Source organism: Limosilactobacillus mucosae (genome assembly GCF_046939755.1).
Taxonomy (GTDB): Bacteria; Bacillota; Bacilli; order Lactobacillales; family Lactobacillaceae; genus Limosilactobacillus; species Limosilactobacillus mucosae_A.
This window is the reverse complement of the sequence record NZ_JBKZAY010000002.1, coordinates 13,916-38,839: the sequence shown is the minus strand read 5'-3', so window position 1 is coordinate 38,839 and position 24,924 is coordinate 13,916. Positions and strand designations below refer to the sequence as shown.

General features: G+C 45.8%; 27 protein-coding genes. 18 read left to right on the top strand and 9 right to left on the bottom strand.

The genetic code is table 11. The features are described 5' to 3' along the window. Positions 1-120: 120 nt before the first annotated feature. Entirely contained in the window at positions 121-2,151 is a 2,031-nt protein-coding gene (locus ACLUWI_RS01135; RefSeq protein WP_412145814.1) for a LysM peptidoglycan-binding domain-containing protein, read from the bottom strand. 410 nt (positions 2,152-2,561) lie between these two features. Between ACLUWI_RS01135 and ACLUWI_RS01130 the strand changes: the two genes are divergently transcribed. The 3 genes from ACLUWI_RS01130 (at position 2,562) to ACLUWI_RS01120 (ending at position 6,368) form a co-directional block, all read left to right on the top strand. After that, positions 2,562-3,791 (top strand): MFS transporter, encoded by a 1,230-nt coding sequence (locus tag ACLUWI_RS01130; RefSeq protein ID WP_412145813.1) that lies wholly within the window; start codon positions 2,562-2,564, stop codon positions 3,789-3,791. A gap of 23 nt (positions 3,792-3,814) precedes the next feature. Beyond that, positions 3,815-5,272, top strand: a complete 1,458-nt coding sequence (gene gtfA / locus ACLUWI_RS01125; protein WP_412145812.1) for a sucrose phosphorylase — start codon at positions 3,815-3,817, stop codon at positions 5,270-5,272. 145 nt (positions 5,273-5,417) lie between these two features. After that, the gene (locus ACLUWI_RS01120; protein WP_412145811.1) at positions 5,418-6,368 is read left to right on the top strand and encodes a LacI family DNA-binding transcriptional regulator; all 951 of its coding nucleotides are present in this window, start codon (positions 5,418-5,420) and stop codon (positions 6,366-6,368) included. A 115-nt stretch (positions 6,369-6,483) separates the two neighbouring features. Here the strand turns inward: ACLUWI_RS01120 and ACLUWI_RS01115 are convergent, their stop codons facing one another. Together ACLUWI_RS01115 and ACLUWI_RS01110 are read right to left on the bottom strand one after the other, a co-directional pair. Beyond that, the gene (locus ACLUWI_RS01115; protein WP_412145810.1) at positions 6,484-6,675 is read right to left on the bottom strand and encodes an LBP_cg2779 family protein; all 192 of its coding nucleotides are present in this window, start codon (positions 6,673-6,675) and stop codon (positions 6,484-6,486) included. A gap of 96 nt (positions 6,676-6,771) precedes the next feature. After that, on the bottom strand, positions 6,772-7,305 hold the full coding sequence (locus ACLUWI_RS01110; protein ID WP_412145809.1) for an HdeD family acid-resistance protein: 534 nt from the start codon (positions 7,303-7,305) through the stop codon (positions 6,772-6,774). A 264-nt stretch (positions 7,306-7,569) separates the two neighbouring features. Between ACLUWI_RS01110 and ACLUWI_RS01105 the strand changes: the two genes are divergently transcribed. Together ACLUWI_RS01105 and efp are read left to right on the top strand one after the other, a co-directional pair. Further along, positions 7,570-8,193 carry an LVIS_2131 family protein gene (locus ACLUWI_RS01105; RefSeq protein WP_412145808.1) on the top strand — a complete coding sequence of 208 codons (624 nt, stop codon included), beginning with the start codon at positions 7,570-7,572 and terminating at the stop codon, positions 8,191-8,193. 198 nt (positions 8,194-8,391) lie between these two features. After that, positions 8,392-8,949: an elongation factor P gene (gene efp, locus ACLUWI_RS01100; RefSeq protein WP_074503669.1), complete on the top strand. Its 558-nt coding sequence runs from the start codon at positions 8,392-8,394 to the stop codon at positions 8,947-8,949. 84 nt (positions 8,950-9,033) lie between these two features. On the opposite strand, the gene ACLUWI_RS01095 is transcribed toward efp, so the two are convergent. Beyond that, positions 9,034-9,699 (bottom strand): NAD(P)H-hydrate epimerase, encoded by a 666-nt coding sequence (locus ACLUWI_RS01095; RefSeq protein WP_412145807.1) that lies wholly within the window; start codon positions 9,697-9,699, stop codon positions 9,034-9,036. Positions 9,700-9,799: 100 nt separating this feature from the next. On the opposite strand from ACLUWI_RS01095, the gene ACLUWI_RS01090 reads away from it, so the two are divergent. Then, positions 9,800-10,204 carry a hypothetical protein gene (locus tag ACLUWI_RS01090; protein ID WP_412145806.1) on the top strand — a complete coding sequence of 135 codons (405 nt, stop codon included), beginning with the start codon at positions 9,800-9,802 and terminating at the stop codon, positions 10,202-10,204. A gap of 10 nt (positions 10,205-10,214) precedes the next feature. Continuing rightward, positions 10,215-10,541 (top strand): hypothetical protein, encoded by a 327-nt coding sequence (locus tag ACLUWI_RS01085; RefSeq protein WP_412145805.1) that lies wholly within the window; start codon positions 10,215-10,217, stop codon positions 10,539-10,541. A gap of 59 nt (positions 10,542-10,600) precedes the next feature. Here ACLUWI_RS01085 and ACLUWI_RS01080 read toward each other — a convergent pair whose 3' ends face one another. After that, a complete protein-coding gene (locus tag ACLUWI_RS01080) occupies positions 10,601-10,966 on the bottom strand; it encodes a DUF488 domain-containing protein (protein ID WP_412145804.1) in 366 nt (121 codons plus the stop codon). A gap of 67 nt (positions 10,967-11,033) precedes the next feature. On the opposite strand from ACLUWI_RS01080, the gene ACLUWI_RS01075 reads away from it, so the two are divergent. The 6 genes from ACLUWI_RS01075 to ACLUWI_RS01050 all read left to right on the top strand — a co-directional run bounded on the left by ACLUWI_RS01075 (position 11,034) and on the right by ACLUWI_RS01050 (position 16,909). Beyond that, positions 11,034-11,666: a DNA-3-methyladenine glycosylase gene (locus ACLUWI_RS01075; protein WP_412145803.1), complete on the top strand. Its 633-nt coding sequence runs from the start codon at positions 11,034-11,036 to the stop codon at positions 11,664-11,666. A 5-nt stretch (positions 11,667-11,671) separates the two neighbouring features. Next, a complete protein-coding gene (locus ACLUWI_RS01070; protein ID WP_412145801.1) occupies positions 11,672-12,832 on the top strand; it encodes an ATP-binding protein in 1,161 nt (386 codons plus the stop codon). Next, entirely contained in the window at positions 12,833-14,095 is a 1,263-nt protein-coding gene (locus ACLUWI_RS01065; RefSeq protein WP_412145800.1) for a DUF2201 family putative metallopeptidase, read from the top strand. 2 nt (positions 14,096-14,097) lie between these two features. Next, positions 14,098-14,394: a hypothetical protein gene (locus tag ACLUWI_RS01060; protein WP_412145799.1), complete on the top strand. Its 297-nt coding sequence runs from the start codon at positions 14,098-14,100 to the stop codon at positions 14,392-14,394. An 87-nt stretch (positions 14,395-14,481) separates the two neighbouring features. Continuing rightward, positions 14,482-16,383, top strand: a complete 1,902-nt coding sequence (locus ACLUWI_RS01055) for a M13 family metallopeptidase (protein WP_412145901.1) — start codon at positions 14,482-14,484, stop codon at positions 16,381-16,383. A gap of 22 nt (positions 16,384-16,405) precedes the next feature. Then, positions 16,406-16,909 carry an O-acetyl-ADP-ribose deacetylase gene (locus ACLUWI_RS01050; protein WP_412145798.1) on the top strand — a complete coding sequence of 168 codons (504 nt, stop codon included), beginning with the start codon at positions 16,406-16,408 and terminating at the stop codon, positions 16,907-16,909. Positions 16,910-17,237: 328 nt separating this feature from the next. Here the strand turns inward: ACLUWI_RS01050 and greA are convergent, their stop codons facing one another. Further along, complete coding sequence (gene greA, locus ACLUWI_RS01045) at positions 17,238-17,744, bottom strand: transcription elongation factor GreA (RefSeq protein ID WP_412145797.1); 507 nt, start codon at positions 17,742-17,744, stop codon at positions 17,238-17,240. Between the two features lie 183 nt (positions 17,745-17,927). Here greA and ACLUWI_RS01040 point away from each other — a divergent pair, with 183 nt between their 5' ends. The 4 genes from ACLUWI_RS01040 to ACLUWI_RS01025 all read left to right on the top strand — a co-directional run bounded on the left by ACLUWI_RS01040 (position 17,928) and on the right by ACLUWI_RS01025 (position 21,301). After that, positions 17,928-18,596 carry an IS607 family transposase gene (locus ACLUWI_RS01040; RefSeq protein ID WP_412145796.1) on the top strand — a complete coding sequence of 223 codons (669 nt, stop codon included), beginning with the start codon at positions 17,928-17,930 and terminating at the stop codon, positions 18,594-18,596. Then, the gene (locus ACLUWI_RS01035) at positions 18,580-19,689 is read left to right on the top strand and encodes an RNA-guided endonuclease InsQ/TnpB family protein (protein ID WP_412145795.1); all 1,110 of its coding nucleotides are present in this window, start codon (positions 18,580-18,582) and stop codon (positions 19,687-19,689) included. Before ACLUWI_RS01040 ends, ACLUWI_RS01035 begins: the two co-directional genes overlap by 17 nt. Before the next feature lie 197 nt (positions 19,690-19,886). Further along, on the top strand, positions 19,887-20,957 hold the full coding sequence (locus tag ACLUWI_RS01030; RefSeq protein ID WP_412145794.1) for a hypothetical protein: 1,071 nt from the start codon (positions 19,887-19,889) through the stop codon (positions 20,955-20,957). Between the two features lie 17 nt (positions 20,958-20,974). Then, the gene (locus tag ACLUWI_RS01025) at positions 20,975-21,301 is read left to right on the top strand and encodes a hypothetical protein (RefSeq protein ID WP_412145793.1); all 327 of its coding nucleotides are present in this window, start codon (positions 20,975-20,977) and stop codon (positions 21,299-21,301) included. Between the two features lie 138 nt (positions 21,302-21,439). Here ACLUWI_RS01025 and ACLUWI_RS01020 read toward each other — a convergent pair whose 3' ends face one another. From ACLUWI_RS01020 to ACLUWI_RS01010, 3 genes are read right to left on the bottom strand one after another with little or no spacing between them, the layout of a single operon-like run. Further along, a complete protein-coding gene (locus tag ACLUWI_RS01020) occupies positions 21,440-21,664 on the bottom strand; it encodes a hypothetical protein (protein WP_006500827.1) in 225 nt (74 codons plus the stop codon). Positions 21,665-21,723: 59 nt separating this feature from the next. After that, the gene (locus tag ACLUWI_RS01015) at positions 21,724-22,515 is read right to left on the bottom strand and encodes a tyrosine-protein phosphatase (RefSeq protein WP_412145792.1); all 792 of its coding nucleotides are present in this window, start codon (positions 22,513-22,515) and stop codon (positions 21,724-21,726) included. Positions 22,516-22,566: 51 nt separating this feature from the next. Beyond that, positions 22,567-23,535 carry an SGNH/GDSL hydrolase family protein gene (locus tag ACLUWI_RS01010; protein ID WP_412145791.1) on the bottom strand — a complete coding sequence of 323 codons (969 nt, stop codon included), beginning with the start codon at positions 23,533-23,535 and terminating at the stop codon, positions 22,567-22,569. A gap of 206 nt (positions 23,536-23,741) precedes the next feature. On the opposite strand from ACLUWI_RS01010, the gene ACLUWI_RS01005 reads away from it, so the two are divergent. After that, complete coding sequence (locus ACLUWI_RS01005; protein WP_412145790.1) at positions 23,742-24,911, top strand: galactokinase; 1,170 nt, start codon at positions 23,742-23,744, stop codon at positions 24,909-24,911. Positions 24,912-24,924: the final 13 nt, after the last annotated feature.

Sequence of the window (24,924 nt, the reverse complement as noted above, 5' to 3'; positions counted from 1 at the left end):
TAGGTCGTTGCCATTTAAATTTCAAGCAGCGCGAAACGGTGTGTCAAGCGCTAAAATGATTTTGATAAAACAGCCAGTCGGAGATGAATCCGACTGGCTGTTAAGGGTAAATGCGATGAATTACAGTCTCAGCTTCTGGCCAACGAAAATGACGTTTGGATCGCTGATGCCGTTTTGCTTGGCCAATGTCCGCCAGTTCAAGCCATTAGCCAAAGCGATGCCGTAAAGCGTGTCGCCGGACTTGACCGTGTAGCTGCCGCTGCTGGTTGAAGAAACAGTCTGAGAGCTGGCGGCGGTTACAGTCGCGCTGACCTTGATTACCTGACCCACATAAATGTCATTTGGGTTACTGATGCTGTTGGCTGATGCCAGTGCCTGATAGGTGGTACCGTATTTGGCAGCGATGGCAGACAGCGTATCACCAGCCTTAACCGTGTAGGAAGAGGCAGTCGTTACAGTGTTGTTTGCAGAAGAACTGGTTGAACTGCTGGTCGAGGCATTTGAGCTGACTTTAAGTACTTGACCGACATAAATCAGGTTTGGATTGCTCAGTGAGTTCAGTGAAGCCAGCGTGCTGCTGGAAGTACTGTAGCGAGATGCAATGGCAGACAGCGTATCACCAGCTTTAACGGTATATGTACCAGCAGTCGTTGCAGCGGTTGATGACGATGTTGCCGATGACGAATTGGTTGTCTGGCTGTCTTTAAGCTTCAAGACTTGACCAACGTAGATCAGATTTGGATTGCTCAACTGGTTAAGCGAAACAATCTGGTTAACCGTCGTATTATGTTGGCTGGCAATGGTAGACAGCGTGTCGCCTGATTTAACAGTGTAGCTGGCAGCTGATGCATCCGTATTCGTTGCAGCAGAACTGGACTGACTGGAAGAGCTGGAGTCTGAGCTGCTGTTTTGGTTAACCAACAGACGCTGTCCAACATAAATCAGGTTCGGGTTGGAAATGCTGTTCAATTGTGCCAGCTTACTGGAAGTCGTGGAGAACTTCAAGGCAATTCCAGACAGCGTGTCGCCGCTTTGAACGGTGTAGTAGCCGTTGGAGCTGTCGGCATTGCCGCTGTTAGAGTAGTTATAGTCATTCTTGTTGTTGATAACGGGCTGCTTGCCAGAAAAGGCAATGTTATCAAGCTGAGTCAGATTGTACATTTCGACCAGCTTGATCAAAGATGAGGCATATGATGGGTCGGTAGCATAGCCATCTGCCTGCAGCTTGCGTGCTACGCTAGCATAGGACTGATCGCCCAACAGGTTGGCGTAGCGGCTGTTGCTGTAAAGAAAGTTGCCATGATCTTCAACGGATTCAGAGTTATTGGCATACTTACGGAAGTTATCATAGATGTAATAGCTTTGACCATTGTAGACTTCCCGCGTCTGCATCGTAACGTACTGACCATTGTAGCTGCCCTTGATTCCAAACAGGTTGTGAGCTTGAGTGGAAAGTGCAGATTGTCCCCAGCCGCTTTCTAAAATAGCCTGGGCAACGGTAACCGAAGGCAGGACGCCATACTTGGTCCAGCCGTTGATGGCACCTTGCGCAACGCTTTCGATGAAGGCTTGCGACTTAGCATTGCTGCTGAAGTAAAGGGAGCTCAAGTCAACCTGATTGCTGGCCTCGTCGGCACTGGCAGCCGCTAAAGTCGTAGTTGCTGTGGCTGCTTGGCTGGCACTGGATGCAGAATCGCTGGCTTGACTGGCAGCAGCGATTTGAATCTCATTGCTGGAACTGGCAGCAATGGTGCTAGATACGGCCGCCGTGGTTGATTCAGCGGCTGAGCTGGCTTGAATAGCGGTGCTGGCAACGGCACTGGTAGCCGCAGCAGTGCGTTCAGAAGCCGTTTGAGCACTTGCAGTACTTTCTGCACTGGCTTGGCTGGCATTGGATGCGGCATCGCTGATCTGGCTGGTTGCCGAGCTGTCAGTTGCGGCACTGCTGTCAGAATCTTGACTGGCATCTGAGCCATTAGCACTACCAGAGACTGTAATCTGATGAGTGGTTTGATCAGTCTGATCGGCATGGGCAACTGAGCCGGCCGCCGTCAGCATGGTTAAAGCGGCGATGCTGGCAAAGACCCATTGTCGGCCGCTCTTGTACATCTTATAATGCTGATGCGTTTCGTTGATGATTGGATTTTTCATACGTGGGCATACTCCTTAAAAAACTAGCTGATCAGTGGTTAAGTCGGCTATATATTTAGAAATTATATTTTTTAATAATTCGTTAAGAATAGCAGCTAATTAAAAAGTAGCATTCACAACGGGTTACGTCAATTGATTTTTCAATGAAAGCGACTAAAATCTACTATAAATTAATAGACTTTTATGCTTGAGAAATTTCTTCACTGATCACACTCTTAAACAAAGAATCACTTTTTGACTATTAAAAGTATGAAAATAAGATTTGAGAGCCGCGAAAGCGATTCGAATCTTTTTGATAAACGATTGACAAAAGAAACTAAAACAAGTTAAAATAAGTTTTGATGAAATTGATAAACGTTTATCAAAATGTCTGTTGAGAACGTTAAATATAACTTTTAGGGGAAAACAACATGGACAACAAAAAGTCGATTGTGACGAAACTGGCTTTCCTGTCGGTTTCTTTCATGGTGACCAGTGCGTACGCGATTCAGGGATCGTTGCCACAGTTGAAGGCAGCTTTGCACATTACGCAAACGCAGTCTGAATACCTGGTTACGACACCATCTTTTGCCGTTATGATCTTTGTGGTACTTTCACCGCTGCTGCAGTCTTGGTTCCACATTTCTGACAAGAAGATCATCATGCTGGGGGTCTTCATTGTTGGTTTGGCTGGGCTGGTGCCGATGTTTGTCAGCAACTATGGCATCGTCTTGGCATCGCGATTAGTCTTGGGGGCTGGTTATGGTCTCTATAACTCGCAGGCCATTTCGATGATCTCAGTTTGGTATGAGGGTAATGAGCGAGCTCAAATGTTGGGTTGGCGGGCAGCTGCCGAACAGATCGGCCAGGCCACGACCCTGTTTATTGCCGGCCTGCTTTTGAGCTCATTTGGCTGGCGGCAGTCATTTCTGGTCTACGCACTGGCCTTCTTGGTTCTGCTGTTCTTTGCTGCTCGTGTTCCGGACGACAGCAAGGTAGAGGCAGCTGAGAAAAAGGAAGAAGTACAAGAAGCAGAATTGAAAGAAGCTATTGAAGGCGAAGGTAATGGCAAAATCAGTCCAGTCGTCTATCTGCTCATCTTGTTTGCCTTCCTGCTAGTTGTTGACTATGTCGGCATGGAAAACCGTTTCTCTGGGATAGCAGTAGCCATTAAGGGTGCCAGCTACACTGGATCTTCCAACTTCTTGTCACTGATGCTGATTGGAGCAACGCTGGGTGGTTTGTTCTACGGCTCGATTAAGAAGGTTATGGGATTTGGGACGGTTTACTTTGGTCTGATTCTGATGGCAATCTCGAACTTCCTGTTTGCCTATGGTGCCAGTCACCGCAGTTTCGTGATGCTGGTTATTGGTCTGCTTTTGATTGGGTTCCCATTACAGCTGGTCTCTCCTTTGATTTTTAACCTGCTGCCTGATCTTGCGCCTGCTAATCGGCAACCATTGATCACTTCAATGGTTCTGATCGGTTTTAACTTTGGGGCCTTCTTCTCACCAACGATTGCTGAATGGACCAACCACATGATGGGACAGCCGCAAACTGGTTTGAGCCTGGCTGCACCGTTCGTACCATATGGATTTGGACTGTTGGTTATTGCCTTGGTTATCTTTATTGCTACTCGTCGCCAAGTTAAGAAAAACTAATTTACATTTTTGGAGGATTAAACATGCCAATTAAGAACAAAGCCATGCTGATCACCTATTCTGACTCGCTGGCTAAAAACATCAAGGAAACTCATGAAGTCTTGAACGAATACATCGGTTCGGCAATCGGTGGCGTTCACCTGCTGCCGTTCTTCCCATCAACTGGTGACCGCGGCTTTGCACCTTACGACTACACGGTTGTTGATCCGGCTTTTGGTAACTGGGACGACGTTGAAGCATTGGGTGAAGAATACTACCTGATGTTTGACTTCATGATCAACCATATTTCCAAGAAGTCGGTTATGTACCAAGACTTCAAGAAGAATCATGATGACTCCAAGTACAACGACTTCTTCATTCGTTGGGAAAAGTTCTGGGCAGCTGCTGGTCCCGACCGTCCTACTAAAGAAGATGTTGACTTGATCTACAAGCGTAAGGACAAGGCCCCGATGCAAGAGATCAAGTTTGATGATGGTTCCGTTGAGCATCTGTGGAACACGTTTGGTGAAGAACAAATCGACATCAACGTTAAGAGCAAGGTAGCCCAAGAATTCTTCAAGCAAACGCTGACTGACATGGTTAAGCATGGCGCTGACCTGATTCGTCTGGACGCCTTTGCCTACGCTGTTAAGAAGATTGGTACTAATGACTTCTTCGTTGAACCAGAAATCTGGGATCTGTTAAATGAAGTGCGTGAGATTCTGGCTCCTTACAACGCAGAAATTCTGCCAGAAATCCATGAACATTACACGATTCCTGAAAAGATCTCTCAACACGGCTACTTTGTATATGACTTTGCTCTGCCAATGACGACGCTGTACACGCTGTACTCTGGCAAGACCAACCGTCTGGCTAAATGGCTGAAGATGAGTCCAATGAAGCAGTTCACGACGTTGGACACGCATGATGGAATTGGGGTCGTTGACGCACGCGATATCTTGACTGATGAAGAAATCGACTATGCTTCCAACGAATTGTACAAAGTTGGTGCCAACGTTAAGCGTAAGTACTCTTCAGCTGCCTACAACAACCTGGACATCTACCAGATCAACTCAACGTACTACTCCGCATTGGGTGATAACGACCGTGCATACTTGCTGGCACGTGCCTTCCAAGTATTCGCCCCTGGTATCCCAATGGTTTACTACGTTGGTCTGTTGGCTGGCTCCAATGACCTGGAACTGTTGGAAAAGACTAAGGAAGGCCGGAACATCAACCGTCACTACTACACTAAAGAAGAAGTGGCTAAGGAAGTTCAGCGTCCAGTCGTTGCCAACCTGCTGAAGATGCTGAGCTGGCGCAATGAATTTGCTGCCTTTGATCTGGATGGCTCAATTGACATTCAAACGCCAACCGAAACGACGATTACGATCACTCGTAAGGATAAGGAAGGCCAAAACGTAGCAGTCTTGGAAGCCGACGCAGCCAACAAGACGTTTACGATTACGGCTAATGGCGAAAAGGTCATGGAACAAAATTAATTAAAGGTCTGTTTCAACTGATCTGCCGAATAGTTCACAAAAATCGCATGAGCTTAAAGCTGATGCGATTTTTTATTTTAAAAATGACGAATTGTCGTAAATTGGTCTATAATAGTGTGACAATCATTTCAACGAGGTCAAGAATATGGTAGCTAAACTAAAAGACGTTGCTAAGCTGGCTGGCGTCTCAGTCACGACGGTTTCCCGCGTCATCAATAACTATGGATCGCTAAGCGAAAAAACCATTAACAAAGTACATGCGGCAATGCGTGAGCTGAACTATCAGCCCAATGCTCTGGCGCGAGCGATGCAGGGTAAGCCATCTAAATTTATCGGCTTGATCTTCCCTAACATTATTAACCCGTTCTACGCGGAATTAGTAAATGATCTGGAATATCGTCTATTTGCCAAGGGCTATAAGACGATTATTGCCTCATCAGCCCAAAATCCAGATATTGAGCATGACTATTTGGCGATGCTGATGGCTAATCAGGTCGATGGCATTATTTCAGGATCGCATAATCTTGGAATTGAGGAATATCAACGGATTAAGGCTCCAATCGTATCGTTTGACCGCTATCTGGCCGACAATATTCCAATCGTGTCGGCTGACAGCTATCGTGGCGGAAAGATGGCTGCTGAGTACCTGATTGCTAAAAACGTCAGGCATCCGGCAATTCTGATTGATGAGGATACCTCAGTCTCGCCAACGATTAATCGAGTCCAGGGTGCGATTGACTGTTTTTCCGCACACCAAATCGAGTATGTGCCGCTAGATGCCAAGAAAACGAATCTTGAAACGACATTTCCTGGGGAATATGATGGCGTGATGGCAACCAATGATGTCGATGCCTTAAAGATCATGCGTCTGGCGGTACGGGCCGGTAAACGCATCAATGAGGACTTCCATGTTACAGGGTATGATGGCTCCAAGATGATTTGTCAGCTGGCGCCGGAATTACCAACGATTCAGCAGCCAATCACCGAATTGGCAGACCTGCTGATCGGTACACTGATGGAACGCATCAAGAATCCAGAGGCTAAGCTGGCACCGGCACCGTTAGCGGTGGCTTTTCACTATCCAGAAGACCAGTAAACGAAAACCGGGGTGTAATTGCCTAATTTTGGCGTTTTACGGCTGGTCAATGAACAATTGGATAGAAATATAATGCAAAGAAAAAACGCGCCTGTTAAGACGCGTTTTTTCTTTGTTAATGCTTGGCCTGCATGAAGCGCCGCAAGAGACTGGCTTCCTCATCAGTAGCAATATCGCTTTGTGACTTGATATCATGCACGCGCTCAACTGACAATTGACTGCCAAATGCAACCTGGTTGTCAGTCATTGCGTGGACCCGTTCAAATTCGATGATTTCTGCTGCAAGACTGTTGACTGGTTCGCTCATTAAAACTTTCTCCCTTCCTGGTCATCATTCATAATAACGATGGCTGCATACGTACGATATTACAATATTTATTGTAAACTTTTCTTTTCGTAGATGCTAGAAGGCTTGAATAATCTTTACGATTCCAATCACGATCAAGTAGAAAGAAATCAGCCAAACCATGGTGATTGCTGAAAGCATCGGCGAGAAGAGCAAAACTACGCCGATAATCAGTCCCAGAATGTCGAGGATAAACAAAAGCCAGTAGTAGCCTACGTTTAACTGACGGAAGAACCCTGCAATCGTCAGTTCGTTAGCTGAGCTGATAATGAACCAAAGTGCGAAGACTACGGCGATCACGGTCGTACCAAAGTTTTGATATACCAAAAAGACGATCCCCAAGATAATGTCTAAAATACCGGTACCGAGCAGCCAACCGGAACGATAGCCGAGCCACTCCTGCATCTTACTGCGGGCCCATAGCTCGTAGATTCCCAATAGCAGCAAGCCCACGCCAACTAAGATGCAGAGCAGATGCAGCGATTTGTCTGGGTGCATGATTGAAACGCAGCCCAATACCACCAGTACAATTCCCAAAAGCAGACTGGCCCAGTCAAAACGCTTTTTGTATCCGTCCATTTCCATAATCATTACCCCCTTAGAAATCGGAATGCAAACACATCATGGATAATTGCAAAAATATAAAGAGACAATAACTAATCAAATGTTAACTATACTAGCCACATCACCACTTTTACAGGTGAAAGCGTTTTTATTTATACTTCTATTGTAACTTATTTTATTAATAACGGCATGAGAAATAAGGAACAATTGCCGCAATGTGTTACAATTTATGTATAGATTTTTTTGTTGTCTGACGCACGAATACGGTCATTGATTTAGGAGCAAAAAATTATGAATTGGAACTGGTTGGGATGGCTGCTTTGGATCGCGGCCATTGTTTTTATGATCTGGGTTACTCACTACATCCGCGTCAAGCAACTGATGCTGATTGCCAAGACGAAGCATCGTTTTGACAAAAAATTGTTTGTACGTTACGTAGTGCTGGTCGTCTTGGCGATTGGCTGGTTGGGCGGAATGGCATATTTATCGTTTTTCCGGCGCGTTTCATATGACGATACCCAAGCCGTTAAGATAACGACTGAATATGAGGCGCTACAGCTGAACAGTCAAGACAACGATTACTACTATGTGATTGCCAAGCATGCCCAGGGCGGCACGCGGCCGATCGTTTCCTACACCTACTGGACGGATAATGCCAAGATGACGACTGACGCACGGGGAACCACGATCGTTGACAGTGATCGCCTGGTTACTGGTCAGGCAGTTGGCTATCCTTGGAATATGAAAAAGCTAAAGGCCTATGACTCAAAGACGGGTCATGCTTTCGTTGCTGTAATGACGATCAAATATCGCAATACGGTCTTAAATGGGATGGGCATTCGCTGCGGCAAGCTGGCTGATACGCATACGCTGATCAGAATTCCGGCTGCTAATATGGTTGATCAAAAAAAGTAAATAAATAAGTGGGTTTGCCAAAGCAAATCAACTGATTACATGATATAGTAAAAGGTGGATGCTAAAATTGCGACAGTGCAATGGCGAGCACACGATAAAAGGCGATGAACGACGCCTCGATCGCGAAAATTTGAACGATCAAAAGCTCACGGTAAACGTGATCAAGTTCAGTAATTAATAAAAGGAGTACTTAGTACAATGATTCAAACGATTGATTTGAAAAAGGGCATGGTTTTTGAACGTGACGGCAAGCTGTTGAAAGTTTTGCAAATCAACCACCACAAGCCAGGCAAGGGTAACACGTTGATGCAAATGGACATCCAAGACGTTCGGACTGGCTCCATTGTGCACACGACGATGCGTCCTTCTGAAAAGGTTGAACAAGTCAACGTGGACAAGAAGAATGCTCAATACCTGTACGATGAGGGCAACACGGCGGTCTTCATGGACATGGAAACTTACGAACAATACGAAATCAGTGATGAACAGCTGACTGAAGAAAAGAAGTACTTGGTTGAAAACATGCAAGTGCAAATGGACTTTGTTGGCAGCGAACTGGTTGGTATTGAACTGCCAACGACGGTTGTTCTGACTGTTGCCCAAACTGAACCAATGATTAAGGGTGCTACGATCGATGGTGGTGGCAAGCCTGCTACGATGAGCACTGGTCTGGTTGTCAACGTGCCATCCTTCATCAAGAACGGTGACCAAATCATCGTCAACACGATGGATGGCAGCTACAAGTCGCGTGCCTAACTAATAAAAACGATTCGTCAAAACGACGAATCGTTTTTTATTGGGGAAATAAGCACGGTTAAGGGGCATCTATTTCAATTAAAACTAATCTTGATTGTTAGCCAGCTCATGCTCATCAATCCAATAAGTTCCCATATCGTCAGCAATGACTACGCGACCGGCATACTGAGGACCCTCGTTTTGGGTGAGCCCGATTTTGTTAAAGGCAAACGTAACAGTTAAATCAGCTTTGACGGCAATTCCCATAATCGTGCCAGTATCAGTATTGATTCCAGAAGGCATGTCAACGGCGACTCGAAAAGCCTGAGCGGCATTCATGGCTTTGATAACGTCGACGTAGTGTCCAGCAACCGGCCGATCAATACCAATGCCAAAAATTGCATCCACGACCAGTGAGGCGTCATCTAAAATGCTCAAGTCACTGGTTTGAGGGATGCGATAGTATTGGCAGATGCGGGCTTGAACCTGGTGTTCTTGGGAAGCGTGGTCGGGATTGCCAACGTTAAGAATCGTTACTTTAGCACCAGCAATCTTCAGTAAACGGGCGACTGCCAGACCATCGCCGCCGTTATTGCCACTGCCGGCGACGACGACGACATGACTTAAATAGATCGGCAAAGCATTGAGAATTTCATCGCGAACGGCAAGGGCAGCTCGTTCCATTAAAACCAATGAAGGAATGCCGATATGATTGATGGTATAGCTGTCGCAGCGTTTCATCTGAGCTGCGGTAACGATTGGTTTTTCCATAAAAATTACCTCCAAGATTTGTTTTCTTTTAGCCTACCACTTTATTGAACCAACCTAAAAGCGGTACACTAAACATACTCAAATAAAAGAAGGTGAGCCTATGGATTTAAATGTCTACCTGCCATATTTCAAAAGCATGATCGATCGTAAAATCGGCTGGACTATCAGCAATCCAGAAGATGGCATCGTGCGGGTTGGCTACCCGCTGTATGACAAACCGATGCTTGAATTCACGCGTAAGTTTCGCGCCAGTGCAGAATATGATCCCTATTACCGCAAGTCTTTAAAAGTCAATCGAATTAAGCCGCGCGTAGATGAAGCAACCGTTGCGCAAGTCTTAAAGTCAGATGATGTCAGCTTGATTGGCGCGATGATCTCGTTAATCGTTGACTGGGAAGATGTTGAAGAAGGAACCTGGGCTCAGGCGCTGCAGTCCGGTGAATTGTATCATTTGACCAAGCGTTTGGCGGAACTGACCAGTCAGCGTCCACAGCCAGAAAAGTAGAGGAATTTTGATGAGCAAAAAAGATCAATATCCGGTCAGTCGCTATACGGGGCTGCCAGTTGAAGATGATGGCAATGGCGGCTATCAGCTGCACTATGATGCTAATGGCCAGATCCGGCTGCATACATGGCGGACAGGGAAACATACCAAAGGAAAATTTCGGCAGATCGGTCAGTTGATGCTGACAGAAAATGGCTTGATGGTCATGATCGTTAAAAGTGAACCGATGGCATTCAAGGATCGTCACAGCGAGGTACCACTGGGACGATTCCTTTCAGTTGATGCTGATTCAGCAACGCTAGCCAAGGGACTGATGATTCTGGATCAGCAGTCATAAGACAGGGCGCAATCGTGACGGCAACGATTGCGTCTTTTTTTTTAATAGCGTTAAAATATTTATAAATTCAGCTTTTGCTTGATAAGCTCGGCTAAGATAATTCCTTGGTTATGCTGCCGATCTTTTGCGCCATAAAGCAGAATCACGTTTTCGGTCTGCAGATGTTTTTTGATGCTTGCCAATAATTCTAAATAAGCAGGATTGCCGGCTAGTTCCTTTAAGTAGCGTTCCTTGAATTCGGCAAATCTAGCAGGATCGTGATTGAACCATTTGCGCAGTTCTTCACTTGGGGCGGCTTCTTTAGCCCATTCATCCAAGTGGGCGTTAGTTTTAGAAATACCGCGGGGCCAGCGCCGATCAATCAAGATGCGCCAGCCGTTCAAATCAGTTGGCTTATCATAAATGCGGTCAAGTTTTAGTTTCAATGTTGGTCACCTCTTAGAAAAATAAATCATAAGACCATTAAAGCACTTTTAAAAAGGATGGTTTCGAATGCTTTCAGAATATCAAAAATTTTTTACGACGCGCCCAACCCCACAGATCGCTAAGGACCTCCTAGGACGGCTTTTGGTTTTCCATGGTCGCAAAGGCGATGTTGGCGGTTGGATCGTTGAAACCGAGGCCTATATAGGTGAGCAGGATTCAGCATCGCATGCTTTTGGGGGACGGCGAACTGACTATTCAGAGTCGCTTTACGGCATGCCTGGCAATCTTTATATTTATCAGATTCGCTCGCATTACTGTGTTGACATTGTAGTTCAGGACCAAGAAGAGCCGCAGGGTATCTTGATTCGCGCGCTAGAGCCGGCATTAGGCATTGAGCAGATGATTGAGAATCGTGGTCAGGATGGTTTCAATCTAACCAATGGACCAGGCAAGCTGATGCAGGCGCTTGGCGTGCAGTCGCGGTCAATGGATGGTCAGCCGATGGAGCATGCCGCGCTGCAGATTGACTTAAGCGCTAGACGTCGGATTCCCGAAAAAATCATTGCTGGACCGCGAATTGGCGTTAATGCGCAAGGAAAGGATGCCTTGAAAAACTACCGCTTTATCGTGGCCGGCAATCCATATGTCTCAAAGATGAAACGTCGTGATGCAGATGATTTAACGCATGGTTGGAGATGATTTGAATGTCGCTTAGCTATCAACAAATGAAGATTGCGGTACCATTGGTTATCAAGGCTGGTAATGTACCCAGTATCGTTGGCGAAGCTGGAATTGGCAAGTCGGCGCTGGTTAAAGAGATTGCCGCGTCAATGGGGGCCAAGCTTTATACGACGGTTGTCAGTCTATCGGAAAAAGGAGATCTGGCGATTCCAGTGCCACCGTTGACGGATCGTTCGTTTGTAACCACCCAGCATTATGGCACGCTGGCTAATGTTCAGTTTGGTTATTCAGAAACGTTGGTGGCAATCGTCAAACAGGCTGAAGCACACCCTAACCAGCCAATTATCTGGTTTTTGGATGAGTTTAATCGCGGTACGCAGGCCGTGCAAAGTGAATTGATGAATCTGGTTCTGCAGCGGCAGGTCAACTCATTGAAGCTGCCAGATCAGGTACATATCGTCATTGCCGAAAATCCGGACAGTACGATGGAAAATTTTGCTGACAGCGACTATGGCGTAACCGCTGGGGATGCCGCCATTCGCGATCGGACCGTACGCCTGGTCATGAAAGCTGCAGTTGATGACTGGCTTTTATGGGCTCAACAGCTTCAGCCAGATGGGCAGCCACGCATTCATGAACTGGTAGCTAAATATATTCGCCTGCACCCAAATCTTTTGGCACCAGCTGATCATGAAAAAGACCTTTATCCAACACCGCGATCCTGGGCACGGGTTTCTGGCAACTTACGGCAGCTGGAACAATTGGATGAAGAAACGCAGGCAAAGCTGTCTGCTGATCTGTTTAGTGGTGATCTGGGATCGGAAGTCGGGACTGCTTTTGCCAAATTTGTTGCACAGCATGGTCAGCAGCTATCGGTTGCTGATTTGATCGATCATTCAACGCAGCTGCAGTTTGTTGCTGAAGTCGATCGTTTGACGGCGGTCAGACAGTGGATCAAAGAACTGACCAAGTATCCAATCACCCAATATCCGGCTCAATTTAAGAACTGTCTGTACGCGCTCAGTCCGGACGGTCGTTTTGCCGTGGTTCAAGAACTCGGTGAGCAAGAGGCAGCAGTTGATCAGATTAAGGAACTTTATCAGGCAGCTAATGAAAACCCAGGCGGCGATGCTGAACAGCTGTATCGTCTGTTGGAGAAAATTACCGTTGAAGCTGGTGATTAAATGACTGATTTAAATGAAGCCGCTAAGCAACGACTGACCAAGGCCGTTGTTCATCTGCTGACAACGCAGCGCTTGAGTGGCGAGGTGCTGTTGGAGATGCCCCGCACTAAGAATCAGAATCTGGATGCGCCAGTTGGTCTGGCTTGGCAGGACAATCAGCTGGTCTTGGAATATAACGATCAACAGCTCAGTGAACTGTCTACGGATCAATTAAATGTCAGATTGCAGCATGAGGTTTTGCATGCAATCTGGCAACACCCATTACGATATGTCAGCAGTACGCATCCTCGCAAGGTGGCCTTAGCAACGGATATTGCCGTGAATCAATACCTAAAGACGCCGCCACAGGGAACCATGACTTTGGCCGATTTGGAAAAACTGCTGCAGCGACCTCTGGCAGCACATCGAGACTCCAGGTACTATCTGCGAATCTTGACACATTTGACGCCGGCCGAGCAGGGACGAATCGAAAAAGCTTGGGGAAAACTGGATGACGATGAGCAAAATGACCAACAACACAGTCGAGAAAAGGCCGGTAAAGCGCAAAAAGCCGCGGCCAGTCATCAAGGATGGCAAACCGATCAGTCGCTTGCCAATCCAGATCTGCAGAAGGCACGTTTAAAGTCGCTGCTGTCTAAAGCCTGGAAAAGTCTTAGTCAAAAAAATCGTGGTCTTTTACCGGGCGAGATTCAAGAAGAACTTGAGCATTTGAGCAATCCTGAACCGTTAAATTGGCGTCAGCTTTTAATGCGGCTGCTGGGCAGAATCCCAAGTGGCAAACAGGATACGCGTGCCAGGTTTAATCGTCGTCAGCCGCTAAGAATGGAGCTGCCAGGGCAGATTGATCGCCTAAATGCTGATATCTATGCATTCGTTGATAATTCTGGCTCAATGAGTGATCAAGAAATTGCGGGTGTATTAACGGAGTTGCAGTATTTAACCGTTCAGCTGAATTCTCAAGTTGAAATCATTCCTTTTGATGCCAGAGTACACAGTGATCATGCAACCCGTCTGCAGCCTGGAAAAAACGTGTCATACCATCGGACTGGCGGTGGCGGGACTTGTTTTCAAGCTATTTTTGACTGGCTTCAAAAGCAGCACGTCAGTCGACAGCAGGCAACAATCGTGATTCTAACGGATGGCTGGGGCGAAAGCGAGCTTGAAATCCATGGCTATCGCAACGTTTTATGGCTGCTGAGCACAGAGAGCGAGTTATCGGTGAAGAGTCCAATGATGCGTTCCGTTAAGATTGGAGGAATTTAAAGATGAACGAGTATCCATTGCTTTCACCAAGCTATCTGATGGCAGCGATGAGACATGATCAGACTTTCCAGCATGCCGCAGCAATGCTTCATGATGATTGGGATCCCAATGAAGGTGGCTTGTTTAGAGAGATGCTGCAGGCGTCTGACATCGAAATGGCGCGGGCACTGCAACAGGCTGGCATGGTTAAGGGAAGATGGCAATTAGATGACTATGAACAGGTAAAAGATCTACTGGCGTTGCATGCCGAGTGGTTCTCGCCAACGGCCCGCAATACGCTGCTGGCCCCGTTTGAATAGTCAAAATATTGCCTGGTGATTTTGTTTCACGTGGAACTTAAAAATTGTTATGATTGTTTTCATAAAAACGATGGATGGAGTGATATGATGACGATTGATTTAGTAAAGGCCAAAGATGATCTTTATGAAGCCGTTAATGGCGAATGGCTAGAAACGGCCAAGATTCCTGCAGATCGGCCAGCAACTGGCGGGTTTAACAGTTTGGTTGATGATATTGATAAAACGCTGATGGATGATTTCGATGCGTTTTTGAACAAACAAAAAACCAGCTCAGATGCTCGCTTTAACGAGATGATCAAGCTGTATGGCTTAGCCAAGAATTTTAAGCGACGCGAGCAGGAAGGTACGGCCCCATTAAAAAAGGCTCTGCAGCCAATTGAAAATCTGCAGAGCTATGCTGACTATCAAGCTCACTGGGCCGAGTTGATACTTAATGGTGTGGCTTCTCCCGTGGCTTTTGATATTGATGCCGATATGAAAAATGCGCAGGTCTATGCTTTGTTTGCTGGAGCTCCCAGCTTGATTTTGCCAGAAAAGAACTACTATGATCCTAAAAATCCTCAAGGCCCACAATTAATGCAGCTATGGACAGCGATGATGACCACGTTGCTGGATAAATTGGGCTATGAAGCAGCAACGGCTCAAAAGATGATTGAAGAAACCAAGCAGTTTGATGCGTTGCTGGTTCCCCATGTCAAGAGTGCGGAAGAATCAGCTGACTACAGCAAGATGTACAATCCACAATCGCTGGCGGAGTTTGCTGGTCACACCAGTCAATTGAACCTGGCCGCGGTGGTTAAGGATTTGATTGGCGCTAAGCCAGAACAGGTTATCGTAATGGAGCCGCGATATTTGGCTGCACTCGATGAGATCTTGACAGGTCACTTTGAATGGTTCAAGAGCTGGCTTTTGATTAATGCAATCAGTTCAATGGCTGGGCTTTTGACTGATGAGCTGCGTGAAATCAGCGGCCGCTTTAGCCGAGCACTTTCTGGTGCCAAGCAACCTGCTGACCAGCGTAAGTTTGCCTATCGTCTGGCGCGGGGCACGTTTGATCAAGTAGTTGGCGACTATTACGGCAAATCTTATTTTGGACCACAAGCCAAGGCCGACGTACATCATATGGTTGAACAAATGGTGAAAATCTATCAGCAGCGGCTGGCCCAAAACGACTGGCTTGGTGAAAAAACGCGTGCCAAAGCGATTCTTAAGCTGGATCGGTTAGGAATTCAAGTTGGTTATCCAGATCAGATTCCAGCGCTTTATGATCAATTAAAGGTTGACGAGCAGACCACGCTTTTAGAAAATATGATTCAATTGGGCAAAACGGCCGCTAAGGAAATGTTTAGTCGCTGGAATCAGCCGGTGGATCGTCTGCGTTGGGAAATGAGCGCGGCTACGGTCAATGCATACTATCACCCGTTTAAGAACATTATCGTTTTCCCAGCCGCTATTCTGCAGACGCCATTCTACAGCCTAAAGCAGACCAGCAGTGAAAACTATGGCGGAATCGGCGCGGTAATCGCACATGAGATCTCCCATGCCTTTGATAATAACGGGGCTTTGTTCGACGAATATGGCAATCTGAATAATTGGTGGACTGAAGCTGACTTGAAGCACTTTAAGCAGTTGGCGCAAAAAATGATTGCTGAGTTTGATGGGCTGCCGTTTGCCGGGCAAAAGGTAAACGGCAAGCTGACCGTTTCAGAAAACATTGCTGACGCGGGCGGCTTGAGCTGTGCTTTAGCCGCTGCTAAAGAAGAAGCTGACTTTGATGCACGGCAGTTTTTCATTAACTGGGCCCGGATCTGGCGGATGAAGGCAACCGATCAATACATGCAGCTGCTGCTTTCAATTGACGTTCATTCGCCCAATAAGCTGCGCGCCAACGTCCAGGCGCAAAATCAAGCTGAGTTCTACCAAGCCTTTAGCGTTCAGGAAGGCGATGGCATGTACCTGGCTCCAGAAAAGCGGGTCAATATCTGGTAGCAGTTTGGAAAGGCGGGATAAAATGGCTAAGACGATTAAAGTGGAACGTGGCGACATTACCAAATATCAGGTTGATGCCATCGTTAATGCGGCCAATACCACGCTGATGGGCGGCGGGGGCGTTGATGGCGCTATTCATCGGGCGGCCGGACCAGCTCTCTATGCAGCTTGCGAAAAGTTTCATGGCTGTCCAACGGGTGAGGCTCGGATCACGCCTGGCTTTCATCTGCCGGCTAAATACATCATCCATACGCCTGGTCCGATTTGGCATGGCGGTGAACATGGTGAGGCTGATTTATTGAGGAACTCATACCGCAATAGTCTGCAGTTGGCTGAGCACTATCATTGTCAAACGGTCGCCTTTCCGTCAATCAGTACGGGCGTCTATGCGTTTCCCGTTGAGCAGGCGGCAGCCATCGCAATTAAAACGATTCGTGAATTTCTGATCGGCAGCCATTGGATTCAAGAAGTCATCCTGGTGGCTTTTGACCCTAAAACTGAGGCCGCCTATCAAAAAGCATTGTAAAAAAGACCCCTGGTTGGACAAGCCGGGGGTCTTTTGAAACAGAGTAGAAATCAGATGGTGTAAGTTAGGCAGATTGAATCTGAGCGGACAATTCAGACTCAATTTTCCACTTATCCACAAGATGTTGTGGATAAGTGACGATATCTGTGGAAAACCCACAATATCTTGTGCTACCAACCTGCAACGTCATTTAGTATAACGATATCAAAATTAATTCGCAAGCTGCAAGAATGCAAATTGATCAAGCGACCAGTCCAATTGAGGCCATCATTTAAACCTTTATATCGATTGAAGAATTTTTGGATTTGATCAATCTGACTGGTTTGACTTAATCGACTTCATCTTGATTTACCTTGACAGAAACGACCTTAACCTGATATTCTCCCTGCGGCGCGGCAACCAAAGCAGAATCTCCCGCGCTGAGCCCAGTAATTGCTTTGCCTAATGGCGAGTCAAATGCCAGTTTGCCCTGCAGAATATCGGCTTCTTGACGGCCAACCAGCGTATAGGTCTCTGTTTCAGCGTCGTCATACTGCAGCGCAACCGTGGACCCCATGCCGACTTTTCCGGTATCTTGCGGGGTGATGATTTTGGCATAGGTCAGTTGTTTGTTCAGATAGCGCAATCGGCTTTCTAAATGCCTTAGATCACGTTTGGCGGTGCTGTATTCGGTGTTTTCGGAAAGATCGCCTAAAGCTCGAGCAGCTTTAAGCCGTGCAATCTTTTCAGGTCGTTGTTTCTTAAGATCCTCAATCTGGTCTTCGATTTGCCGGTAGCCGGCTGCCGTCATTTCTTGATAATAGAAGTCAGGGACTTTGATTTTTTTGGATGGCATTTAAATTCCTCCAATTTTATGAATAGTGAGCGAACGTGTGTACTAAGTAATTATGTTATGATAGTTATTGAAATTCAAGTTGAAGCAACAGGAGATGATCAACTGTTATACAAAATATAGAATAAAATAGAATTATACGTTATGATGTAACCATAGAAAGAAAAAATGTAGGTGGTTATTGTTATGACGATGATGAAACCAAAAGAAATGGCTGAACGATTGGGCGTTACGGTTAGAACCTTACAGATATGGGATAAAAAAGGGATTCTAAAAGCTTATCGAACACCCACTAATCGAAGATACTATACAGAAGAACAGTACTTGGAATATACTGGTCAATCATTACAAAACAAGCGTCTAATTGTTGCTTACGCTAGAGTGTCTAATAATAGCCAAAAAGATGATTTAAAAAATCAAATTAGCTTTATTAGACAATACGTTAATGCCAGGGGCGTTATTTTAGATGACGTAATCACTGAGATCGGCAGTGGAATTGACTATAACCGTAAAAGGTGGAACGAACTGCTAGAAAAAGTAATGCAGAACAAAATTGACACAATCTATATTACATATAAAGACAGATTTGTTCGCTTTGGTTATGAATGGTTTGAACGATTATGTAAAATGCACAACACGAAAATTGTGGTGCTGAATAACGTGGAAACTAGCCCCACCCAAGAAATAATTGATGATGTGGTCAGTATCGTACATGTTTTTTCTGGTCGTTTATCTGGTCTGCGAAAGTATAAGATTAAAATTCAAAACGATAAATCTTTGAAAGGTGATGAACCAGGTGATCCGAACGCAAATGGTCAGGCTGTATCCGAACAAAACGATGCAAAAGGTGATTGATCAGCTTTGCGATTATCGACGCTACTGTTGGAATCAAGGCTTGGCGCTTTGGAATGACATGTACGATGCTTCGTTGATTCTAGAAGACAAAAAGTTGCGTCCGAATGAGCGCAAGGTTCGTGATGAACTGGTCGCCAATAAAGCCGACTGGCAATATCAGCTATCTGCTCGGTGCCTACAGCTTACAATTTCTGATCTTGGCAAGACTTGGAAGAACTTCTTTAATAAGGCTCAACCAGATTGGGGCAAGCCCAAGTTCAAATCAAAGAAAGCACCAAGACAAGGATTTAAAACCGATCGGGCGAAGATTGTTGATGGCAGGTTGCGCTTAGATAAGCCGCATGGTGTTAAGGAATGGTACGACATTCGGTTTAAAGGTGCTAAATCTTTAGATGGTGAATTAAAAGTCGTTTCAGTTTACCGCGAAAACGGTAAGTATTGGGCTAGTTTACCCTTTGAAATAAAGACAGAAGCAAAAGCTGACACCGCTAAAAAGACGGCAGTTGATGTCAATGTAGGGCATTTTAATTATACTGACGGGCAGATTAGCACTTTACCGCATAATCTAAATAATTTATACAAGCGTATCAAGCACTATCAACGGTTATTAGCTCGCAAAAGAAGTGTCAACGGTAAATTAGCTGCTCAAAGTAATAATTACGTTAAGACGAGAGCCAAGTTGCAGCGTAATTATCGGCGGGTTGCTAATATCCAACATGATATTATTCAAAACTTTACTACCAAGTTGGTTAATGATTATGATCAGATCGTTATTGAAGATTTGGATGTAAAGCAAATGCAGATGAGCCATGTTGCATCTAAAGGATTACAGCGGTCGTTATTTGGTTATTTCAGACAGGTTTTAACTTATAAATGCGAATGGTATAACAAGCATTTATTGTTAGCCGATAAGTTTTATCCAAGCACTCAACGGTGTTCTCGATGTGGGTTTGTTAAGACAGGTAAAGATAAAATCGGTCTTAATGGCAACATCAAACATCACACTAAGCATAACGAATATATTTGTTATGCATGCGGTGCTGTTATGGATAGAGATAAAAATGCAGTAATGAACTTGCTTGCATTACTGTAAAGAATCAATGGGTGGGCTACACCCGCAAGCTATAAGAGTTAGTCAATGTCATTACCCTCTAGTTAGGATATGGGAATACTAATGCAGACGATAGTAAATAAAATTAAGAAAGGAAAACTATATTCTTTCTAATAACATAGAAAATCATAATATATTTTCTATGTTATTCTACATTTTATATAGCAGTGAAAGTTTTAATGGAGTATCAACAGAATCAAGCCCACGTACAAGCATTTTTAGTCGACGCGGCGTTTGATCGGTTGTCAAAAAATCAGCAGGAACATGCACAAAAGATTTTGCAGCAAGTCAACCAATTAATGGCAGCTCGCCATCAGCTGGATGATTGTCACTGGACTGGTGCGGCATTGGCAGCCGTTTTGGATCACGAACTCTATCAGGATGGGCAGGCACCATATCGCCAGGTGATTTCGACCATCCCGGTTTTAAAGGCCTATCAAAAGTTTTTAAAAGTCGATCATGCTAAAGAGCTGGCTCAGGTAATGGATGAGCATCGCAAGACCATGCAGGCAAACTGGAAAGCAGCTACCGATCAACCAACTGCTGAAAAAGCACCCCAAGAATGGACGCCAGAAAGCTACCTGGCCTGGCAAAAAACGATGGTTGCCGTGGCTCCTAAAGCCGCCGTATTAAAAAATATCGAAGGTCTTGATGAAACTGATGAGCAGTATCTGATTGATGAATTTTTGACTTTGATGAATCAAGAAGCACATCAATGGCCTGATGGCTGGACTTTTGAAGCTCTGCAGCAAGTGCTGGGGATGACAATGCCTTTGGATCCACATATCAGGCCATACCAAATCGTCAAGATCGTGGCTTTGTTTGATGCCTTTTTTGACTATCTGCATCAACAAGGTGATCTTAATGATGATCAATATACAATCGCCAAACGGACGCTGTTGCATATGCAGCCAGCCCAAGAAGCACTGGCCTCGCTTGATCGCAAGGATCGCTTGACGCAGTTGGTATTGTCATTGGCTCAGGCGGAGGGTGTTGACATCAATGATCGTGAAAATGCGCAAAAATGGATGGCAAACCATCGGACGCTTTTGACCAGTTTTATCGGGACGATCATGCATCCATGGCGTGACTATGATGCTCGTGAACAGAATAATGAGATGGCCAAGCGCGTTGCCGAAAAAAGAACAGCTTCCCCAACGCCAGCTGCTAAAACCGCTAAGGGCAAAAAGCACCCGCCAGTTGGCATTTCATTTCGGAATCGCCGGCAGAAAAGCCGTCGCAAGCACTAGAAACCGAGGGGATTTTTATGAGTATTCAAATTCCAGAAAACATGGAAGAAGTTGCAATGAAGATTGCACAGTATCAAGTTCATGGCCAGCATTTGGAAATGGATGACGTCATTAAGGATGCTGTGCGTGATACTTTGCAGGAATTTATGGATGAAGCCTTGGAAGGTCATTATGACGACGTTGCCTGGGCAGGTGAAGATCTAGTGGTGACCGATATCATGGGCGAAAAAGTTGGCTTGGCCTCACCGGTTCGTAACAGTTTTATTGAAGACTTTAAGGCTGATGCTGATGAATTGGTGCTGCGCTTAGAACAACAGGCCGCTCAGATTGTTGGCGGCCGCTAAGCTGTTGCAGTCAACAATATCTTGACATGACCTTAAATAATGGCGAGAGACCTTGCTAAGCAGCGGGGCAGCTTATTATTAATCATGATTATTCAATAAAAAACGTCGAATCAGCTTGCTGACTCGGCGTTTTTTTGACTAAAGATGCTCTTTGACGTCATAAGGCTGGGCTTTGGCATGGTCAGCCGGCAAGGCGTCCTTGGCATAAAAGATGGCATATTCTTCATCATCAGGACCTTTGGCGATAACCAGGTCGTCGATTTTGCGTTCTTTTTTAAAAATCTGTCCCTTGCGTACGGCTTCGTTGTAGTCATGAATATTGGCAATCGAGTCGCCGGGATTAAAGAAGATTCTTGTCTCCATATAGACACCTCCATCAGCGTTAGATTCCAGAAAACGCTTGCTTTTGGTTTATTATACCATTAGTCACGGTACTTATGACGCAATGCTTGTAGATCAGAGTCAGAAAGCTGCATGACTTCTTTAAGATACTGGGCAACGGAGCCGCTGATTTTTTGAATGGCATCCTGGGCCGTCTGTAGGTATTCACGCTTAACACTGGCCATATCAAGCGAATTTTGGATGTAGTTTGACGAAAAATGACCAGCAGTCAGTTTCTGCTTGATGTCTTGTTGAACGTCTTTAACGAGCTCATTGGTCAGCAGGTAGTCTTTGATGATGACATCAGGCTGCACTTCTAAGGCATTTAACAGCAGATAGGCGCCAATACCGGTCCGATCCTTGCCGGCAGTACAGTGAAACAGCACGGGGCGATCAGCCGGTGCGCTTAGCAGCTGTTGGAAAAATTCGCGGTAGGCCTGTTGTGGACCAGGCTCAGCGATCATTTCATGATAGACAGTGCGCATGTGCTGGCGGCCACGTGTCGGATCAGCATTCAATTCATCGCTAAAAGATGAGATTGGCTGTGAAACTCTGGTTTCGTCGGTTGAAAAAATAGGGTTAGCGATATATTCGGCAACGTCTGGAACTTGGTCAGGCTCTTTTTTGGTTTCTCGCGGCGAGCGTAGATCAATATCTTTAGCCAGCTTCAGATCAGAAAAGTATTGCAGATCCTGACTGGTTAGGCGGTGCAGACTGCCAGAACGCAACAGCCGGCGCCACTTGATGGTATGACCGTCAAGAGTGGGATAGCCGCCAAGATCACGATAATTGTAGCCGCCGCTGATTGGCAGCCGACGAGTGGGAATTGGCATGAAAATCGCTCCTTTGTTTGACTTGGCAGGTTGTGCCGAAATAACTAGCTGTTATTGCTGATTTTTGTTCAACAGCGTTGCCAAAACTGGCGTTAAATGCTGGGCAATCTGCAAAGAGCCTTTTAGGTCGGGATGCAAGCCATCGGTAAATGACTGACACCAGTTTTTGGTAGGAATGAATTTAGTATGACATTCCAACGCGGTTTCTTCAATGATATCAGCATAGGTCTGAGCAAAAGGCACCATTAAGGCCAGCGGAACGTTTGGATAAGTGCTTTGTACCTGTTTGACAAATGCCAGGTAGGCTTTTTGAAACTGTTGGCTGGCAAAATGCCGATCATTGACGCCCAGATTGATTAAAACCAGTTCGGGCATGATGCTGGGCTGCCATGGCGTTTGGGCGTCCAGACGACTCAAAAACTGGGCTGCTGGGGGAACATTACCCACCGCGGATCTTAAAACGCCGCCTGCTGAATAGGCGATCCGCTCGACATCGATTCTCAAGGCATCACTGACAAGTCCAATATAGCAGCTTTCTGGGCGATAGTCGCTACTGGGACGTTTGCCGTTCACCCAACAGCCGGCCGTGATTGAATCCCCAATGACCGTTACGCGTTTTTGCGACTTAGGCGGGGTAATGACGGCTTGATCGGCAATTGTGACCGAAGCAATGGCTAGACCTTGATTGCCAAGCCAGACATCATCAAGGTCGGTATTACCAGCCGTGATGATCTCAATTTCAGCATTGTTGGGTACCTGCAGTTCAAAAAAAGCATCACGGGTCGACCAGCGCTGCCAATTTCCATGATTAACTCGTACAGCCCAATATTGTGGCGGCATTTGCGGATTGCCATTATCTAGAACCTCAATCTCTAAAAATGGACTGTTTTGAAGATGAAACTTGATCAGGCTGCCAAGATTGGTTGTATATAAGACCCTTTTTCCATGCAGCTGTTTAGTGGTCCAGCGGCCGAGCAGCAGAGTCTGTGCTTTTAATTGATCTGGGAGAATTTCTTTCATGGACGGGCATCCTTTCTCAGATTCTTTTGTTAAGTAAAATTTATTTTAACATAAAAAATGGCGCAAACTGTTGCTAAATAAGGATTGTTAAAAAGTATACAAATCCCTCGAAAATAATAATGTAAGCGCTTATTGACAAATCGGAACGGGGGGCGTAAGCTAATATTTAGTAAAAGTTTACTAACCGTTTATGGAGGTAGCTAGAGATGGATAAGCAACAATTACTAAAAGAATATCAAGATGTTTTTAAGGGTGAAGCTAAGGATGTCTTCTTCTCACCAGGTCGAATCAATGTAATTGGCGAACATACTGATTACAATGGCGGACACGTTTTCCCATGTGCCATCAGTCTGGGTACGTTTGGCGTCTATGGTCCGCGTGATGATGACAAGGTTCAGCTCTATTCAGCCAACATGGAAGGCAGCACGGTCGTTGAATTCAGCATCAATGACGAAAAGCCAGAAACGGACGCTGACAAGACTTGGACCAACTACTTTAAGGGGATGCTGGTCTACTTAAAGCAGGCTGGCTACCAGATCGACCATGGCTTCAATCTGCTGGTACACGGTAATCTGCCATACGGCGCGGGGCTTTCTTCATCAGCTTCCATTGAGCTTTTGATGGGCAATCTGCTGAAAGATGAATTCAACTTGGATATTGATGAAATTTCGCTGGTTAAGCTCGGTCAAAAAACGGAAAACGATTTTGTCGGCTTAAACTCCGGAATCATGGATCAATTTGCCGTTGGGATGGGTAAGAAAGACAACGCCATCTTCTTGGACTGCAGCACTTTGGAATACCAATACCTGCCATTGAAGCTGGGTGACTACGAAATCGTGATCATGAGTACCAACAAGAAGCACTCGCTGGCTGGCTCCAAGTATAACGAACGTGTTGAACAATGTGAAGAAGCAGTTAAGCGCTTGAACCAAAAGCTGAACATCGAGAAGCTGGGCGAACTGGACGAAAACACGTTTGATGAATACTCCTATTTGATTAATGATGACGTTTTGATTCGCCGGGCCCGTCATGCAGTTGCTGAAAACCAACGGACGCTGCGGGCAATCGAAGCTATGAAGGCAGGCGACCTTGAAAAGCTGGGCCGTCTGATCAATGCTTCCCACGTTTCATTGCACTTTGATTATGAAGTAACTGGCAAGGAACTGGACACGCTGGCAGAAACGGCTTGGGAACAGCCAGGCTGCCTTGGTGCTCGGATGGTCGGCGGCGGTTTTGCCGGCAGTGCCATCGCAATCGTTAAGAAGGACCAAGCTGATGCATTTAAGGAAAACGTTGGCAAGGTCTACCGGGAAACGATCGGCTATGATGCCAGCTTCTATGATGCTGAAATCGTTGATGGCCCACACAAAATCTAATATTTAGGTCAGG

What these genes read in the sequence shown, in the direction of transcription:
- ACLUWI_RS01090 (WP_412145806.1), top strand. Translation starts at nt 9,800, where the DNA reads ATGGATTTAAATGTCTACCTGCCATATTTCAAAAGCATGATCGATCGT.
- ACLUWI_RS01110 (WP_412145809.1), bottom strand. Translation starts at nt 7,305, where the DNA reads ATGATTATGGAAATGGACGGATACAAAAAGCGTTTTGACTGGGCCAGT.
- ACLUWI_RS01030 (WP_412145794.1), top strand. Translation starts at nt 19,887, where the DNA reads ATGGAGTATCAACAGAATCAAGCCCACGTACAAGCATTTTTAGTCGAC.
- gtfA (WP_412145812.1), top strand. Translation starts at nt 3,815, where the DNA reads ATGCCAATTAAGAACAAAGCCATGCTGATCACCTATTCTGACTCGCTG.
- efp (WP_074503669.1), top strand. Translation starts at nt 8,392, where the DNA reads ATGATTCAAACGATTGATTTGAAAAAGGGCATGGTTTTTGAACGTGAC.
- ACLUWI_RS01015 (WP_412145792.1), bottom strand. Translation starts at nt 22,515, where the DNA reads ATGCCAATTCCCACTCGTCGGCTGCCAATCAGCGGCGGCTACAATTAT.
- ACLUWI_RS01075 (WP_412145803.1), top strand. Translation starts at nt 11,034, where the DNA reads ATGCTTTCAGAATATCAAAAATTTTTTACGACGCGCCCAACCCCACAG.
- ACLUWI_RS01065 (WP_412145800.1), top strand. Translation starts at nt 12,833, where the DNA reads ATGACTGATTTAAATGAAGCCGCTAAGCAACGACTGACCAAGGCCGTT.
- ACLUWI_RS01085 (WP_412145805.1), top strand. Translation starts at nt 10,215, where the DNA reads ATGAGCAAAAAAGATCAATATCCGGTCAGTCGCTATACGGGGCTGCCA.
- ACLUWI_RS01055 (WP_412145901.1), top strand. Translation starts at nt 14,482, where the DNA reads ATGACGATTGATTTAGTAAAGGCCAAAGATGATCTTTATGAAGCCGTT.
- ACLUWI_RS01135 (WP_412145814.1), bottom strand. Translation starts at nt 2,151, where the DNA reads ATGAAAAATCCAATCATCAACGAAACGCATCAGCATTATAAGATGTAC.
- ACLUWI_RS01120 (WP_412145811.1), top strand. Translation starts at nt 5,418, where the DNA reads ATGGTAGCTAAACTAAAAGACGTTGCTAAGCTGGCTGGCGTCTCAGTC.
- greA (WP_412145797.1), bottom strand. Translation starts at nt 17,744, where the DNA reads ATGCCATCCAAAAAAATCAAAGTCCCTGACTTCTATTATCAAGAAATG.
- ACLUWI_RS01095 (WP_412145807.1), bottom strand. Translation starts at nt 9,699, where the DNA reads ATGGAAAAACCAATCGTTACCGCAGCTCAGATGAAACGCTGCGACAGC.
- ACLUWI_RS01130 (WP_412145813.1), top strand. Translation starts at nt 2,562, where the DNA reads ATGGACAACAAAAAGTCGATTGTGACGAAACTGGCTTTCCTGTCGGTT.
- ACLUWI_RS01020 (WP_006500827.1), bottom strand. Translation starts at nt 21,664, where the DNA reads ATGGAGACAAGAATCTTCTTTAATCCCGGCGACTCGATTGCCAATATT.
- ACLUWI_RS01050 (WP_412145798.1), top strand. Translation starts at nt 16,406, where the DNA reads ATGGCTAAGACGATTAAAGTGGAACGTGGCGACATTACCAAATATCAG.
- ACLUWI_RS01070 (WP_412145801.1), top strand. Translation starts at nt 11,672, where the DNA reads ATGTCGCTTAGCTATCAACAAATGAAGATTGCGGTACCATTGGTTATC.
- ACLUWI_RS01035 (WP_412145795.1), top strand. Translation starts at nt 18,580, where the DNA reads ATGCAAAAGGTGATTGATCAGCTTTGCGATTATCGACGCTACTGTTGG.
- ACLUWI_RS01040 (WP_412145796.1), top strand. Translation starts at nt 17,928, where the DNA reads ATGACGATGATGAAACCAAAAGAAATGGCTGAACGATTGGGCGTTACG.
- ACLUWI_RS01005 (WP_412145790.1), top strand. Translation starts at nt 23,742, where the DNA reads ATGGATAAGCAACAATTACTAAAAGAATATCAAGATGTTTTTAAGGGT.
- ACLUWI_RS01105 (WP_412145808.1), top strand. Translation starts at nt 7,570, where the DNA reads ATGAATTGGAACTGGTTGGGATGGCTGCTTTGGATCGCGGCCATTGTT.
- ACLUWI_RS01115 (WP_412145810.1), bottom strand. Translation starts at nt 6,675, where the DNA reads ATGAGCGAACCAGTCAACAGTCTTGCAGCAGAAATCATCGAATTTGAA.
- ACLUWI_RS01060 (WP_412145799.1), top strand. Translation starts at nt 14,098, where the DNA reads ATGAACGAGTATCCATTGCTTTCACCAAGCTATCTGATGGCAGCGATG.
- ACLUWI_RS01025 (WP_412145793.1), top strand. Translation starts at nt 20,975, where the DNA reads ATGAGTATTCAAATTCCAGAAAACATGGAAGAAGTTGCAATGAAGATT.
- ACLUWI_RS01010 (WP_412145791.1), bottom strand. Translation starts at nt 23,535, where the DNA reads ATGAAAGAAATTCTCCCAGATCAATTAAAAGCACAGACTCTGCTGCTC.